The sequence below is a fragment of the Bradyrhizobium sp. 195 genome, assembly GCF_023101665.1.
Taxonomy (GTDB): domain Bacteria; phylum Pseudomonadota; class Alphaproteobacteria; order Rhizobiales; family Xanthobacteraceae; genus Bradyrhizobium.
Map to the genome: position 1 here is coordinate 3949028 of NZ_CP082161.1, position 15049 is coordinate 3964076.

Genomic DNA, 15049 nt, shown 5'->3' on the forward strand with positions numbered 1-15049 from the left:
CGGGATTCTGGGCCTGGCGCTGTGCGAGGCGCCACCCCGGAATGACGAAAACTCTAAAACTCCAGCTAACGCCCGTAGAACAAGATGCTGGCGATGACGAGCATCGCCGTCACCGCCAGCATATGCGCGAGCGCTCCCGAGGCCGCCCCCTTGGTGGCTTCCTTCATGCCTTTTTCTCCCTAGACTTGGGCGTGACTCATCGTTGTGCGGCTAGCGCACCCGACGGCCAATTGTTTTACTCGGAACACCCCACTTGCGAGTACTCACCGCGATTTGTCCCCACGCGGCGAATATCGACCGTTCCAAGGTCGATCAGCAATGCGGCGGCAATTTGACTCGATGATGTTGCTCCTGCGTCGGCGCAAGAATAGAGTTTCAGAGAACTCCCGCCGACAACGACAAAAAGCATCAAAAATTCAGGGAAAACTTCAGGAAAATCATGGCCCGCATCAACTACAGCGACCCGTCCAAGGCCTCCGACCGCACCCGCGAAATTCTCGACAAGAATCGCAATGCCAACATCTTCCGCATGATGGCGCACTCCCCAAGCTATTTCGAGCAGTACTGCCGCCTGGGCGGCGCCATCCGCCACAAGGGCGAGCTCGACCCCATCGTGCGCGAGCTCGCAATCACCCGCACCGGCATTTTGTGCGAGGCGCCGTACGAGATCGTCGCGCACAAACGCATCGGCAAGAATGTCGGCGTCACCGACGAGCAGAACGAGGCGCTCGCGGACTGGCAGGCGGCGACCTGCTTCAACGAGGTGCAGCGCGCGGCGCTCGCCTTCACAGACGAGATCGTGACGCTGAAGAAGCCGGCGGATGCGACCTTCAAGGCGATCGCAGCGAAGCTGACGCCGGCCGCGCTGGTCGAGCTCCAGCTCTCGGTCGGCTTCTACATCATGACGTCAAAGTTCTTGGAGACATTCGAGATCGACCTGCAGCCCGTGACGGAAGTGGTGGGCTGATTCAAAATCCGCGGCGAGGGATGCTCATGACGATCGACGAATATGCGGCCTGGGCCGCGAGCATTGCGAAGGTCGATGAGCATCCGTCGAACGAGCGGCTGTCCTATCTTGGACTTGGCCTTGCCAGCGAAGCCGGCGAGGTCGCCGACCACATCAAGAAGCTCCTGCGCGATGACTGGCTCGACAAGGCTGGCCTCGTCGATGAGCTGGGCGATGTCATCTATTATTGGGCCTGTCTCTGTGCCGCGACTGGTCAGCAGCCATCTGAAGTGCTCAAGGCAAGCACCGCCAAGATCAAGCGACGCCTGAGCGAGGCGGCGAGCCGGTAGACGGCCAGGCGCGGCCCATCCCATCATGTCTTGAATCGTTACGTCGACGTCAGAATATCCACCCTCGCATTCGCGACGATCAGGCGATCGGCCAACAGCTGGGCCAGATTGCGCATGACGCGCTCGCTGGCGCGCGGGTGCTGATTGCGGAAGCGTTCGAACGCCTTCAGCGGCACTTCGAACGCGGTCGCGGCCATGTCGGCAAAGACGTCGGCCGAGCGCGTCGTCTCCAGCAGCGCCATCTCTCCGAAGGCCATGCCGGCGGTCAGCGTCGCCAGCCGCACGCCGTCGGGCAGCGTGACATGCACCGCACCGCTGCGCAGGAAGAACAGGGATTCGGCGGGATCGCCCGTGGTGATGATCTTGGCGCCGGCCTGAAAGGTTCCGATCGTGCAGATCGAGGCGAGATCCGTCAGCTCTTCTTCGCTCATACCTGATAGCAGCGGCTGCTCGGCAAGCTCGGTGGTCTCGTGAAAGTCGATCGAGCCGCCATAGCGGTAGACGATCTGGTCTTCGGCCCATTCGATCGCGGTGTCGAGCAAATAGAAGTCGCGGACGTTCTTCAGCTCGGCGGTCCATTCCCGCAAGCTGTCCCATTCCTTGGAGGTGCGCCTGACGCCTGACAGCACGACGGTCACGTTCAGCGCCGCGAGCTCCTCGAAGGTTTCGGCAACGAGCCGCGCACCGGCGCGGGTGGTGGAGGTGACGCGGTGCAGGTCGAACACGACGATTTGCGGCCGCGGTCGTCCCGCCAGCCGGCGCGAGACGTAGTCGACGGCCGACAGCGACAGCGTGCCGACCAGCTCGATGACCCGCACCTCCTGCTCATGTGCAGCCAGGATCTCGCGCTCCTGCGGCCGGCGCACGCGGCGTGACGGACTCTTGCCGATATCGTAATCGGCGATGACGGCGTTACGCGCATCGTCGCTGCGATTGAGCATGTGCAGATCGTAATGCGAGGACAGCGCCTCGCAGACCTTGATGCCGCGCACGCTGTTGCCGTGCTTGTCGAGCTTCGGCGAATAGCTGCCGAGGCCGAGGCGGGCAGGGAGCGCGGCCAGAATGCCGCCGCCGACGCCGCTCTTGGCGGGGATGCCGATGCGGTAGATCCATTCGCCGGCATAGTCGTACATGCCCGATGACGTCATCACGGAAAGCGTGCGCGAGATCGCGTAAGCGCTCAGCACCTGCTCGCCCGTGAGCGGATTGACCCCGCGATTGGCAAGCGTTGCCGCCATCACCGCGATGTCGCGCGCGGTCACCAGCACGGCGCATTGCCGGAAATAGACGTCGAGCACGGCGGCGACGTTGTCCGAGATCACCGCGTTGGTCTTGAGCAGGTAGCCGATGGCGCGGTTGCGGTCGCCGGTCTGGCTTTCGGAGGCATAGACGGCCTGGTCCACGGCAAGCTCGCGTCCGGCAAAGCGGCCGAGAGCAAGGCGGATCTGCTCGAAGGCTGCCGCGCCCTTGCTGTCGTAGATCAGCCCGGTGCAGGCGATCGCGCCGGCATTGACCATCGGATTGAACGGGTGGTTCTCCGAATTGAGCCGGATCGAGTTGAAGGGATCGCCGGAGGGCTCGACGCCGATCGCACTCTCGACCTTGCCTGCGCCCAAAAGGTCCAGCGCCAGCGCGAACACGAACGGCTTCGACATCGACTGGATGGTGAAGGGCACCCTGGAGTCGCCGACCTCGTAGACATGGCCATCCAGTGTCGCGAGGCTGATGCCAAAGTAGGCAGGATTGGCCTTGCTCAGCTCGGGGATGTAGTCGGCAACGTTACCCGAGGTCTCGGCCGAGAATTCGTTGAGGCAATTGTCCAGAAACCGCAGCAGAGGCGGTTTCGAGCAGGTCCAGGCCGAGGCGGCGGGCGTGAGAGGCTTCATCGCCTCATTTGTGCAACGCAATCAGGGCGCGCGCAACCCGTCCGGCGCTATGGTCTGCCGGCGGACCAGGAGAAGGGCCAGCAAGGTCGTGGGTACGAGGATGGCAAGGCCGAGCAGCGTCACCTGCAGCTGCGATAGCGGCATGATTCCGCCGCCGGGCGTCGCCACCACGAAGCCGCCGATCACCAGCAGCACGCGGATCGGCCATTCCAGCGCGCCGGCGCCGCGCAGATCGCCGACGAAGGGCTGGTAGCCCTGGATGCCGCCACAGATGAACAGCGTGCCGAACGCGGCAAGACCCATCAAGCCAAGGCCGGCGAAGTAGGGGCTCGGCCCCTGCAGCACCAGCGCCGGATTGAGCACGAAGAAGAACGGGATGAAATAGATGATGCTGCCGACCCACATCGATTCCCAGCCGGTCTTCATCGCCGGCGAGCCCGCGATGCCTGCGGCGGCGAATGAGGCGATCGCGACGGGCGGGGTGATCGACGACAGCATGCCCCAGTAGAAGATGAACATGTGCACCGCCATCTTGTTCAGCCCGAGCTTCTCCAGCGCGGGGGCGACCAGGATGGCGAGGAAGATGTAGCAGGCCGTCGTCGTCAGCCCGAGGCCGAGGATGAGGCTGGTGAGGGCGCACATGCCGAGCAGCAGGAAGGGATTGTCGCCGGCAATATGCAGGAGGTCATTGGCAAGGCTCGACACCACGCCGGTCATCGAGAATGCGCCGATCAGAAGGCCGCAGCCGGCAAGGATGCCGACCAGTTCGACGAAGGTGCGCCCGTTGACCTCCAGGAATTTGCCGATCGTCGCGAACGTCCAGCGCGTCTCCTTGGAGAAGAGCTGGTTGAGGACCAGCAGCAGAGCGGTGGCGTAGAATGGCGCGTGGCTCTCGCGCTTGAAATAGAGCAGCATCACGATCAGCAGCGCGATGACGAAGACGTAGTACCAGCCGTCCTTGATCGTATCCATGATCCGCGGCAGCTCGGCGCGCGGAATGCCCTTCAGCCCGTGGCGCGCGGCGTAGGTATCGACCTGCATGAACAGCCCGACATAATAGAGCGCGGCCGGAATGATCGCGGCCACGGCGACTTCTGCGTAGCTGACGTTGAGGAACTGTGCGATCACGAAGGCGGTCGCGCCCATCACCGGCGGCGCCAGCACCGCGCCGGTCGAGGCGCAGGCCTCGATCGCGGCGGCATAGGACGCGCGAAAACCGCTCTTCTTCATGACGGGGATAGTCATGGTGCCGGCGGTCAGAACGTTGGAGATGATCGAGCCCGACATCATGCCGAGCAGGCCGCTGGCGAAGATACAGACCTTGGCGGCACCGCCGCGGAAGGTGCCGCACATCGCGAAAGAAAGGTTGATGAAGAATTTGCCGGCGCCCGTCATCATCAGCGCGGTGCCGAACACCAGGAAGCCGATCACGGTATCGGCGAAGGCCTGGATCGGGATGCCGAGCAGGCTTTCGCCCGACAGCACATGATAGGCGGTCGCCTGCTCCAGCGTCGACTGCGTGCCGCGGAACGGGCCGAGCCAGCTGGCCTCGGCAAACAGCGGATAGACAGTGAAGGGGAGCACGCTCAAGAGCAGGCTCCAGCCGCCGGTGCGGCGCAGTGCCTCCATCAGCATCACCCACATCACGAGGCCCGCGGCGATCACGCTGTTCGGCGCGCCGCCGAACTCCCAGCCGGCCTCGGCCGCCTTGCGCACGTTCGACATCAGCAGCAGCGCTGCGGCGAAGGTCGCGACGAAGAGGGCGAGGTCGTACCAGGGAATCCGATCGAGCGGGGCGCGTTCCGTGCCCGGGAAGATCAGAAAGGTGAACGGCAGCATCAACGCGATCAGGAGATAGAAATATTCGGTGTTGAGCTGGGTGTAGCCGATGAAGAAGCGCAGCGAGAATTGCTGGTTGATGCAGAGCAGGATCGTCGCCGCGGTCGCTGCGATCAGCGTCCAGCGCCAGGCGCCGCGCAGGGTGCGCACGCGCGTGACCTCCGCCTCCTGCATGTTGCCGGCGGCGCCGTGCGGATCGTCGAACACGACCCGCTTGGCCTCGTCTTGCGGGGCAGTGGAGGTGGAAGCAGAAGACATCATTGATCCCGGGTGTCGGCTGGTAACTAACTAAGCGAATGGCCGTTGGTTGAATCGATGGAGCCACGTGCTCTTCCACCTCTCCCGCTTGCGGGAGAGGTCGGCGCGTAGCGCCGGGTGAGGGTTTTCTGCTCTGGGGGAATCCCGCCGCGGTGATACCCTCTCCCGCAAGCGGGAGAGGGAGCGCACCGTCGTCCCGGCGGCGTTCAATCCCATTGCAAGACTAATCCTCGAACCCGTTCGGCATGTCGGCTTTCGCAAGCGCGGCCGCGCGCGCCTTCATCCAACCGTCGAGGAAGGCCTTGTCATCCGATGGCGGATTGGACTTGCCGTACTCCGTCCACGCTACGCCGAGCACCTCCTGCCGCTTGATCAGCTTGTTGTTGTGGGCCTCCTGCGCATCGCTCCAATGCCCGGTTTCCTTCAGAGCCTTCACCGCGCCGGGATGCACCGGTACCACCCAGTTCTTGGTCTGGCGATCGGCCGCGAGACCGCCGGCGCCGGGCGCGGAATCCTTGTAGGCGTCGTAGTTCACGATCATCGCCTTGGTCATCGCATAGACCTGGTCGGCCGGCTGCGAGGCGTAGGTGACGAAGATCGGGTAGGGGTAATTGCCGAGCTCGACCGGCTTGTCCGGCGAGATGCCGGCGCCGCAGGTCGCGGTCTGCGGGAAGAAGAACGAGCCGACCTTCTGCATCCGCACCCAGCCTTCCTTGTCCTTGGCCGGTAGCGGCGGCCAAATCAGGCCGCGCGGCGAAGTCTCGGCCTCTTTGGCAGGGCCCGTGATGGTAGTGCCGAAGGCGGCATCGACGTCGTTGTTGATCAGTCCTTTCCACATCGCGCCGTAACTCGCGAACTCGACAGCCTTGACGTCCTTCTGCGTCAGCCCCGCGAAGGCGAGCACCGCGAGCGAATTCTGGTTCAGCGCGGGCGAGCCGACCACGAAGCCGACGCGCTTGCCCTTGAGGTCCTTCAACTCCTTCACGCCGGTGTCGGCGGCAACGCCCAGCGAGCCGCAATTGCAGTCGACGGATGAGAGCAGGATCTGGAGCGGCTGCGGGCCCCATTCCTTTGACCCGAACTCGAACACGCCTTCCTGTGCGAAATAGGTGCCCGATCCCATCGCAGATGAGACCGCGCGCTTGGCGCGCAGCGGCGCGAGGCGGGCGACGTCGTTGCCTGCGGGGAGCACGCGCACGTCGGTGCCGTATTTGTCCTTCATCATCTTGCCGACACCGACCGCGATTTGAAGCCGGCGGTGCCGGTGTCATAGGCGGTGAAGGTCAAGGTCGCCGGGAGCTTGACGTCCTCGGCGCGCGAGTAGCGTGTAGACGCAAACGAAATACCCGCCACCAAGGCAGGCGCAAGCATGATCAGCCCACGAAGCATGTTTCCCTCCAACATTCCCCGCGTTTGCCGCGAGGATTTTCATTCTTTGTTTGAAACAGAGTTTGTTTCAAACGGATCATGTCACCGCGATCAAGCGATGGCAACGCCGTACCGCGCATGCGGGAATGAGGCCGACAGATTGTCGCGTGCCTTGCGACGAGGGAGCGCTTGGCCCATGGTTCGACACGCGCCGCAAGCGGCGCTCCTCACCATGAGGTCGAGGATCTTGCATCAGAGGCAGTCCTCATCCTGAGGAGCCCGCGGAAGCGGGCGTCTCGAAGGATGGGCTTAGGCAAAGATTGCGCAACCAAGGCTGCGACATATGCATGTTCAGCTCGCGACGATCGCGATCGCCTGTCCCTCGGCAACGATGTCGTCGAGCTTCACCAGCAGCGATGTGATCGTGCCGTTCGCAGGCGAAGGCACCGGTATCTCCATCTTCATCGCCTCGACCACCACAATTTCATCGCCATCCGCGACGGTTCCTCCAACTTGCACGGGAGTTGCGCAGATACGTCCCGCGACTTCGGTGACGATCTTAATTTCTGGCATGCCATCGCCTTTTTGTTGTCGTTGCAAAATGCCTGAGGTAGCGTCGTCTGCAAGTGGAATTTAATTCCGCAGAGCGGAACAGACGGTAGGGAACAATGGGACGACGATCTGAGCGGTTGAGTAGGCAAGGCATGCTCGCTGGCGATGCCGGTGAGGGTGATGTCATCCAGGTGGTCTCGCGCGCGTTCGACGTGTTGCGATGCTTCGAGGGCCACGATAGCAGGCTCGGCAATCTCGAGATTTCGAATCGCTGCGGCCTGCCGCGCTCGACGGTGTCGCGGCTCACGCACACGCTGACGCGGATGGGGCAGTTGGTCTATCTGCCGCGCGATCAAAAATATCGCATCGGCCCGAGCGCAGTGGCGATGAGCGCTTCGATGATGAAGGGCGCACAGCTGCGCAGCATGATCCGCCAGCGGCTGCAGGAAGTTGCCGAGCAGCTTCCCGGCACGGTCGGCTTAGTCGTGCCCGATCGCTTCAATCTCGTCTATCTCCAGTTCGCGCGCTCGGCCTCTGCGCTCGGCCTGCACGAGGGCACCGGCAGCCGCATCTCGATGGCCTCCACCGCAGCAGGCGCGGCCTACACGGCGGCGTTGTCGCCGGAAGTCGGCGATGCCTTCATCACGGAGATGGAGCGCGAAGCGCCCGAGGCTGCGAAGATCCTCAGGCCCCGCATCGAGGCCAACCGGCAGATGCTGCGCGAGCGCGGCTATGTCGTGGCCTGCGGCCTGTGGAGCCCGCACATCAACGGCCTCGCGGTGCCGATCTGGTCGCCGCAATATCAGACCTTCGTGGTCATCACGATTGGTCTGCTCTCGGCGATGTATGACGAGCAGCGTCTGCATGACGAAGTCGCCCCGCTGATGCTGCAGCTGGGCCGCTCGCTTGGCAGCCTGGTGGAAGGCGCGGAGGGCGATGCCTTCAACAACCGCATCTCGCGTAAGCCGGTCGCCATGGCCGTGCACAACAATAACAAGCCGATCAATTCGGAGGGAGTGAATGAACTGGAAGCCGGAACTCGACGAGCTCGCCCGGCGCGAAGCCTTCGCGCGGGAGATGGGCGGCGTTGACAAGGTCAAGCGACAGCATGACCAGGGCCGGCTGACTGTTCGGGAGCGTATCGACAAGCTCATTGATCGAAATAGCTTTCACGAGATCGGTGCCGTCTCCGGCATCGGTGAGTACGATTCCAGCGGCGAGCTGCAGAAACTGACGCCGGCGAACTGCGTGTTCGGCCGCGCTCGCGTCGACGGCCGCACCGTCGTGGTGGTCGGCGATGATTTCACCGTGCGCGGCGGCTCGGCCGATGCGTCGATTTCTGCAAAGCCGTTGATGGCGGAGGAGATGGCGCACGACTTCCGTCTGCCGATCGTCCGCATCATCGAAGGCTCCGGCGGCGGCGGCTCGGTCAAGACCATCGAGACCAAGGGCGCGGCCAATCTGCCTGGAGGCATCGGCGGCACGCGCTGGTATCGCTTCACGACCGAGAATTTATCGCGTGTGCCGGTGGTCGCGCTCGGCCTCGGCTCGGTCGCGGGGCTTGGCGCGGCGCGTCTCGCGTCCAGCCACTATTCGATCATGACGCGGAAGTCCGCGATGTTCGTCGCCGGACCGCCGGTTGTGAAGGCGCTGGGGCAGGACCTCTCGAAGGAAGAGCTCGGCGGCGCCGACATCCAGACCCGCGCCGGCGCGGTCGACCATGCCGTCGACACGGAGGAAGAAGCGTTCGCCTGCGCGCGGCGTTTCCTCTCTTACTTGCCGTCGTCGGTCTACGAACTGCCGCCGACCTTGCCCTGCACCGACGATCCGGAGCGCTCCGAAGAGGCGCTGCTGAATGTGGTGCCGCGCAACCGCAAGCAGGTCTACAAGATGCGGCCCATCATCGAGTCCGTCGTCGACAAGGGCTCGTTCTTCGAGGTCGGCAAGAACTTCGGCAAGCCCCTCATCGTCGGCCTCGCCCGGCTGGAGGGCAGGGCGGTGCTGCTGCTCGCCAGCGACAGCTTCCACTATGGCGGCTCCTGGACCGCGGATGCCTGCCAGAAGGTGGTGCGCTGGGTCGACTTCGCAGAGACCTTCCATCTGCCGGTCGTCTATCTCATGGATTGTCCCGGCTTCATGATCGGCCTCGATGCCGAGAAAGCCGCCACCATCCGTCACGGCGTTCGCGCCATGGCCGCGGTCAACCAGACCACCGTGCCCTGGTGCACCGTGATCCTGCGCAACGCGTTTGGTGTTGCGGGTGTCGTGCATCAGCCGGCCGACCGCTTCTCGATCCGCTACGCCTGGCCGTCGGCCTATTGGGGCTCGCTGCCGCTCGAAGGCGGCATTGAGGCCGCCTATCGCGCCGACATCGACGCGGCCGAGGACAAGGCGGCGAAGCTGGAGGAAATCCAGGAGCGCCTCAACAAGCTGCGCTCGCCGTTCCGCTCGGCCGAAAAGTTCTGGGTCGAGGAGATCATCGATCCCCGCAAGACGCGCTCGCTGTTGTGCGAGTTCGCCCGGCTCGCAGAGCCCTTGCGCAAGCCGGGACCGCCGGAGAACTTTTCGATCAGGCCGTAGGGTAGCGGCTGTCGTTGCCGGCCAAGCAGCACCGCGCCAAGCTCCCCAACAAGAACAAGAGGAAGCGCCAATCGTGTACGACTTCATCATCGTGGGCGGCGGCTCGGCGGGGTCCGTGCTGGCCCACCGGCTCTCGGCGAAGAGCGCCAACAAGGTCCTGCTATGCGAAGCCGGGCAGGACACGCCGCCCGGCAACGAGCCGGCCGAGATCAGAGACAGCTATCCCGGCACCGCCTATTTCGATCCGCGCTTCCACTGGACCGAGCTGAAGGTCACGACCCAGGTCGTCAGCCACAACAATCCGCATGAAGCGCGGCCTCCGTTACGCAAATACGAGCAGGCGCGCGTGCTCGGCGGCGGTTCGTCGATCAACGGCCAGATGGCCAATCGCGGCGCACCGACCGATTACGACGAATGGGACGCGCGGGGCGCTACGGGCTGGAGCTGGAACGACGTGCTGCCCTTCTTCAAGAAGGTGGAGCGCGACCTCGATTTCGACGGTCCCTTCCACGGCAAGGACGGCAAGATCCCGGTTCGCCGGATTCCGCGCGAGCACTGGACGCGGCATTCGCAGGCCTTCGCCGAGGCGTTCCAGCAGGCCGGGCACCAGTTCGTGCCGGACCAGAACGGCGCGTTCGTCGACGGTTATTTTCCGGTGACGCATTCCAACCAGGCCGAGCAACGCGTCTCGGCCGCGATGGGTTATCTCGATCGCGACACCCGACAGCGCGCCAACCTCACGATCTCCACCAACACGCAAGTGAGAGAGCTGCTGTTCGAAGACACGCGGTGCGTCGGCGTGAAGGCGATGATTGACGGGCGCGAACAGGAATTCCGCGGGCGCGAGATCATTCTCTCCAGCGGCGCCATCCATTCGCCGGCGCATCTGCTCCGCGCCGGCATCGGCCCGGTCGGTCATCTCAAGGATCTCGGCATTCCCGTCCTGATGGGCTTGCCTGGCGTCGGCCAGCGCCTGATGGATCATCCCTCGATCTCGCTGTCCTCCTTCGTCCGCCGCGGCGCGCGCATGAACGAGCACACCAGGCGCCACATGCAGCTCGGTTTGCGATATTCTTCGGGGCTCGAAGGCGTGCCGAAGGGCGACATGTTCGTCGTCCTGCTCAGCAAGTCGGCCTGGCACGGGGTCGGGGAGCAGATCGGCTCGCTCTTGACCTTCGTCAACAAGACTTATTCCGAGACCGGGCAGGTCAAGCTTGCCTCGCGCGATCCCTCGGCAGAACCGATCGTCGAGTTCAATCTCCTGTCCGACCGGCGCGACCTCGATCGGCTGATGAGCGGCTTCCGCAAGATGGCGGCGGTGCAGATGAGCGACGTGGTCAAGGCGGTGACGGACAAGCCGTTCCCGGCCGCCTATACGGACAAGGTGCGCAAGATCGGCGTGGTCAATACCAAAAACAGGATTCTGACCAAGATCGCCGCGGCCTTGATGGACGGGCCGGCGGCGCTGCGTCACTACATGATCGACAATTTCGTGGTCGAGGGATTTACCTTCGATCAGGTCATGAACGACGACGAGGCGCTGGAAGCCTTCGTGCGCAAGGCGACGATCGGCGTGTGGCACGCCTCGTGCTCATGCCGCATGGGCCGGGCCGACGATCCGATGGCGGTGGTCGATACAGAAGGTCGCGTCAAGGGCATCCAGGGCCTGCGCGTCGTCGACGCCTCGATCTTCCCGGTGGTGCCATGCGCCAACACCAACTTCCCGGTCCTGATGTCGGCGGAGAAGATCGCGGCGGCGATCATGCAATAGCGTTGGCGGACCGCAGGATGGGTAGAGCGGAGCGACACCCATCAAGATGTCTCGGGCAAAGAGAGCGGTGATGGGTTTCGCAAGAGCTCTACCCATCCTACGCAACTATAGCCGCAACACCTTGCCGGGATTCATGATGTTCTGCGGATCGAGCGCGCGCTTGATGGTTTGCATGATGTCGAGCTCGGTCTTCGAGCGGTAGTGGCTGAGCTCGTCGAGCTTGTCGATGCCGATGCCGTGTTCCGCCGAGATCGAGCCGCCCATGGACGTGATGAGATCGTTCACGGCCCGCGTGATCGCGGCCTTGTATTGGGTCAGTGTCTGCTGATCCATGCCGAGCGGCCCCATGAACGAAAAATGCAGGTTGCCGTCGCCGATGTGCCCCAAAGGATAGGGGCGAATGGCCGGGAGAATGTCGCACACCGCCTTGAGCCCGAGGTCGATGAACTCCGGAATCCTGGAGATGGCCACTGACACGTCGTAGCTGAGTCCCGGCCCCTCGGCGCGGGAGGCCTCGGCGACGCTTTCGCGGATGCGCCACATGTTCTGCGATTGGCTTCCGGTCTGAGCGATCACCGCGTCGATCACGCGTCCGGCCTCGAGCTGCTGGCTAAGAAACTGCTCCATCTTCGCCGCGATGCCGTCAGCTCCGTCCTGGCGCGCCCGCGAGGACGACCATTCGAGCAGCAGGTACCATGGCGTGTCCGCCCGAAGCGGATCCTGCGTGCCGGGGATGTGGCGGAGCACCATGTCGATTGCGGCGCGGCTCATCAGCTCGCAGGAGCCGACATTGTCCTCGGATGCGCTATGGGCTTCCGACAGGATCTCCAGCGCCGCGCGCGGATCCCGGATCGCCAGCCACGCGGTGCAGACGTCCTTGGGAGCCGGCCATAGCTTGAGCACGGCCTTCGTGATGATGCCGAGCGTTCCTTCGGCGCCCATGAAGAGATGCTTGAGGTCGTAGCCCGTATTGTCCTTCTTGAGCGCACGCAACCCGTCCCAGACCTCGCCGCTCGGCAGCACGACCTCGAGGCCCAGGACGAGATTGCGGGCATTGCCATAGCGGAGCACCTGCACGCCGCCGGCGTTGGTCGACAGATTGCCGCCGATCATGCACGAGCCCTGGGCGCCAAGGCTGAGGGGCAGGAACCTGTCGTGCCGGCTTGCTGTCTCCTGAAGAGCCTGCAGCACGCAGCCGGCCTCGACCGTCATGGTGTAACCGGTGGCATCGACGTCCAGCACGCGGTTCATGCGGCCAAGCGACAACACGATGCCGGTGTGCGCGGGCCAGGGCGTGGCTCCGCCCATCAGCCCGGTGTTTCCACCCTGCGGCACGATCGCGACCCCGTGTTCATGGCAGAGCCTGACCACCTTCGCGACCTCCTCGGTACTGCCAGGACGAACGACGGCTCCGGCCCCTCCAACCAGCAGTCCGCGCCAGTCCGTCACGAACGGCTGCTTGCCGTGCTCGTCCTCGATGAGGCCCTTCTCACCGACGATCGCGCGCAGCGAATCGCGCATTTGGGCGGTCAGCGGAGCGGTTGGAATGATGGGTTCGGACGACGGACCGGCAGCCGGCATTTATTTCCCCTGGGCGCATCTTGATGTGCATTGCGCACGTAACGTGCGTCCGGGTATTGTCCACGTTTGCGCTGTGGAGTCTAACGGCAAGATGGCTCCGGCCCGCAAGGCCCGGCGAGCAGGGCGCCTTGCGCCGGCGGCCGTGCAGGGGACGTTTCGGATTTCCTGTTTGAGCCGCGCCGCTACCGGCGCCGGACGCGCGCTCGGTCGGCCGGCGCAATTGCTTTCTTCCGGTATTTTACGGGTGTTCCTAACCGTTTACCGCCAATCTCTGCGATCGCATTTAAGCGACATTAATGATGCTTTCTCGATATGAGACATCTCGATCCCGTGCGGTTCCGGTTTGCGAATGGCCCGTAAGTGTTGATTAACGGAGCGCTCGACATATTCCGCCCATGACGGACGAGTGTTGGGATCGCCTCCCGGCAACCTCTTCCGTCGGTTTTAGGGAAAGGGCCGCTGCCGCAATGACGGCAGTAAGGATGAACCTCATGCTCCGCCGCGCAGTGCTCGGTTTCGCGACAGACCGGAAGGCCAACGTCGCCATCATTTTCGCGCTGACGCTGGTTCCTATCATCTTTCTGCTGGGGATGACGCTCGACTACACGCTCGCCCTGCGCAAGCGGGAGCAGTTGAACGCGGCTGCCGACGCGGCCGCGATCGCGGCCGTGAGGCCGGCGATGCTGACGCAGACCAATAGCGATACCATCAAGGAGACCGCGAAGGCCGTCTTTGCCGCCAAGGCGAATCTTCCCGGGCTGGCGGCCACGCCGACGCCGACGGTCACGGTCACCGATTCCGGTCTCGCGCGGACCATCACGGTGTCCTACACCGCGGAGTCCGTCAACAATTTCCCGGGCGTTCTCGGCAAGCAGACTTGGCAGGTGGCCGGTTCGGCGATCGCGAAGGCGTCGAGCGCGCCCAACATGAATTTCTACCTGTTGCTGGATGATTCCCCGTCGATGGCGCTGGCGGCGACCCAGGGCGACATCGACAACATGGTTCTCGCCACGAAGACCCAACCCACCTACGCGAGGAATTGTGCATTCGCCTGTCATGAGGCGCATCCCAACAACGCTGCCCCCAGCTCGACGAACAAGGACAACCTCACGGTCGCGCGCGCGAACAACATCACGCTGCGGATCGATCTCGTGACCAATGCCGTCAAGCAGTTGATGGTCGGACCCTGGACGTGCCCTCAGTCGGGCACGTCGGGCGGCGTCATGCAGTGCATGTCGGCGCTCAACAATACGACCTACAAGGCGGCCATCTACACCTTCGACTACGCCCTGAACACGATCCAGACGCTGACCACCCCGACCACGGCCGGCACGAAGATCGGCAACATTCAGCTCCTGACGGTCGACCACCAGAACTGCCCCGTTCTCAACGGTTCGGGCGGCTGCATCTACACCACCGACTACGGCACCGATATCTCGAAGGGGCTGACGGACCTCAACACCATCATGCCCAATCCCGGCGACGGTAGCGCGACCGGTACGCCGCAGGAAGTGGTCTTCCTCGTCACCGACGGCGTCGAGGACAAGCTCATCCCGAAGTCGGGGGGCAGCTGTGACCCCAACGCTACCTATCCGCTTCCGTCAGCCAACTCCACGACTGCGCGATGCCAGCAACCGCTTAATACGGCGATATGCGACACGATCAAGAATCGAAACATTCGTATCGCGATCCTCTACACCGAGTACCTGGAACTGCCGAGCGACGGCTGGTACACCAGCCGTATCTCGCAGTTCAACAATCCGTCCTCATCGACGGGCACGATCGCGCAACGGCTGCAATCCTGTGCGTCACCGGGCCTGTACGCAAATGTCAAGAATGGTGGCGACATCAACAAGGCTCTGACGGACCTGTTCATCAAGGTTGCGTCCAGCACGGCCAGCCTCGTGAAGTAGGGAAA

General features: G+C 63.7%; 11 protein-coding genes and 1 pseudogene. 7 read left to right on the forward strand and 5 right to left on the reverse strand.

Annotated features, from left to right (window positions below; all coding sequences use genetic code 11):
* Positions 1–439: 439 nt before the first annotated feature.
* Complete coding sequence (locus tag IVB26_RS18045; protein WP_247972876.1) at positions 440–967, forward strand: carboxymuconolactone decarboxylase family protein; 528 nt, start codon at positions 440–442, stop codon at positions 965–967.
* A gap of 26 nt (positions 968–993) precedes the next feature.
* Positions 994–1296 (forward strand): nucleoside triphosphate pyrophosphohydrolase family protein, encoded by a 303-nt coding sequence (locus IVB26_RS18050; protein ID WP_247972877.1) that lies wholly within the window; start codon positions 994–996, stop codon positions 1294–1296.
* Between the two features lie 38 nt (positions 1297–1334).
* Here the strand turns inward: IVB26_RS18050 and glsA are convergent, their stop codons facing one another.
* The 4 genes and pseudogenes from glsA to IVB26_RS18070 all read right to left on the reverse strand — a co-directional run bounded on the left by glsA (position 1335) and on the right by IVB26_RS18070 (position 7220).
* A complete protein-coding gene (glsA, locus tag IVB26_RS18055; protein ID WP_247972878.1) occupies positions 1335–3182 on the reverse strand; it encodes a glutaminase A in 1848 nt (615 codons plus the stop codon).
* A gap of 21 nt (positions 3183–3203) precedes the next feature.
* A complete protein-coding gene (locus IVB26_RS18060; RefSeq protein ID WP_247972879.1) occupies positions 3204–5279 on the reverse strand; it encodes a TRAP transporter permease in 2076 nt (691 codons plus the stop codon).
* 223 nt (positions 5280–5502) lie between these two features.
* Positions 5503–6668, reverse strand: a pseudogene (locus IVB26_RS18065) (TAXI family TRAP transporter solute-binding subunit).
* 330 nt (positions 6669–6998) lie between these two features.
* Positions 6999–7220 (reverse strand): acyl-CoA carboxylase biotin carboxyl carrier protein subunit, encoded by a 222-nt coding sequence (locus IVB26_RS18070; RefSeq protein WP_247972880.1) that lies wholly within the window; start codon positions 7218–7220, stop codon positions 6999–7001.
* Between the two features lie 95 nt (positions 7221–7315).
* Between IVB26_RS18070 and IVB26_RS18075 the strand changes: the two genes are divergently transcribed.
* The 3 genes from IVB26_RS18075 to IVB26_RS18085 all read left to right on the forward strand — a co-directional run bounded on the left by IVB26_RS18075 (position 7316) and on the right by IVB26_RS18085 (position 11550).
* The gene (locus IVB26_RS18075; protein ID WP_247972881.1) at positions 7316–8290 is read left to right on the forward strand and encodes an IclR family transcriptional regulator; all 975 of its coding nucleotides are present in this window, start codon (positions 7316–7318) and stop codon (positions 8288–8290) included.
* Complete coding sequence (locus IVB26_RS18080; protein ID WP_247972882.1) at positions 8220–9779, forward strand: acyl-CoA carboxylase subunit beta; 1560 nt, start codon at positions 8220–8222, stop codon at positions 9777–9779. Before IVB26_RS18075 ends, IVB26_RS18080 begins: the two co-directional genes overlap by 71 nt.
* A 73-nt stretch (positions 9780–9852) precedes the next feature.
* Complete coding sequence (locus IVB26_RS18085; RefSeq protein WP_247972883.1) at positions 9853–11550, forward strand: GMC family oxidoreductase; 1698 nt, start codon at positions 9853–9855, stop codon at positions 11548–11550.
* Positions 11551–11655: 105 nt separating this feature from the next.
* Here IVB26_RS18085 and IVB26_RS18090 read toward each other — a convergent pair whose 3' ends face one another.
* Positions 11656–13131, reverse strand: coding sequence for an FAD-binding oxidoreductase (locus IVB26_RS18090; RefSeq protein WP_247972884.1), 1476 nt, complete (start codon positions 13129–13131; stop codon positions 11656–11658).
* Here IVB26_RS18090 and IVB26_RS18095 point away from each other — a divergent pair.
* Positions 13097–13447: a hypothetical protein gene (locus tag IVB26_RS18095; RefSeq protein ID WP_247973416.1), complete on the forward strand. Its 351-nt coding sequence runs from the start codon at positions 13097–13099 to the stop codon at positions 13445–13447. The two genes, IVB26_RS18090 and IVB26_RS18095, sit on opposite strands and share 35 nt — an antisense overlap.
* A 175-nt stretch (positions 13448–13622) precedes the next feature.
* Positions 13623–15044, forward strand: coding sequence for a TadE/TadG family type IV pilus assembly protein (locus IVB26_RS18100; protein WP_247972885.1), 1422 nt, complete (start codon positions 13623–13625; stop codon positions 15042–15044).
* Positions 15045–15049 lie beyond the last annotated feature (5 nt).

Coding starts and splice junctions, on each gene's coding strand:
- IVB26_RS18045 (WP_247972876.1), top strand. CDS start 440: ATGGCCCGCATCAACTACAGCGACCCGTCCAAGGCCTCCGACCGCACC.
- IVB26_RS18050 (WP_247972877.1), top strand. CDS start 994: ATGACGATCGACGAATATGCGGCCTGGGCCGCGAGCATTGCGAAGGTC.
- glsA (WP_247972878.1), bottom strand. CDS start 3,182: ATGAAGCCTCTCACGCCCGCCGCCTCGGCCTGGACCTGCTCGAAACCG.
- IVB26_RS18060 (WP_247972879.1), bottom strand. CDS start 5,279: ATGTCTTCTGCTTCCACCTCCACTGCCCCGCAAGACGAGGCCAAGCGG.
- IVB26_RS18070 (WP_247972880.1), bottom strand. CDS start 7,220: ATGCCAGAAATTAAGATCGTCACCGAAGTCGCGGGACGTATCTGCGCA.
- IVB26_RS18075 (WP_247972881.1), top strand. CDS start 7,316: ATGGGACGACGATCTGAGCGGTTGAGTAGGCAAGGCATGCTCGCTGGC.
- IVB26_RS18080 (WP_247972882.1), top strand. CDS start 8,220: ATGAACTGGAAGCCGGAACTCGACGAGCTCGCCCGGCGCGAAGCCTTC.
- IVB26_RS18095 (WP_247973416.1), top strand. CDS start 13,097: ATGATGGGTTCGGACGACGGACCGGCAGCCGGCATTTATTTCCCCTGG.
- IVB26_RS18090 (WP_247972884.1), bottom strand. CDS start 13,131: ATGCCGGCTGCCGGTCCGTCGTCCGAACCCATCATTCCAACCGCTCCG.
- IVB26_RS18100 (WP_247972885.1), top strand. CDS start 13,623: ATGCTCCGCCGCGCAGTGCTCGGTTTCGCGACAGACCGGAAGGCCAAC.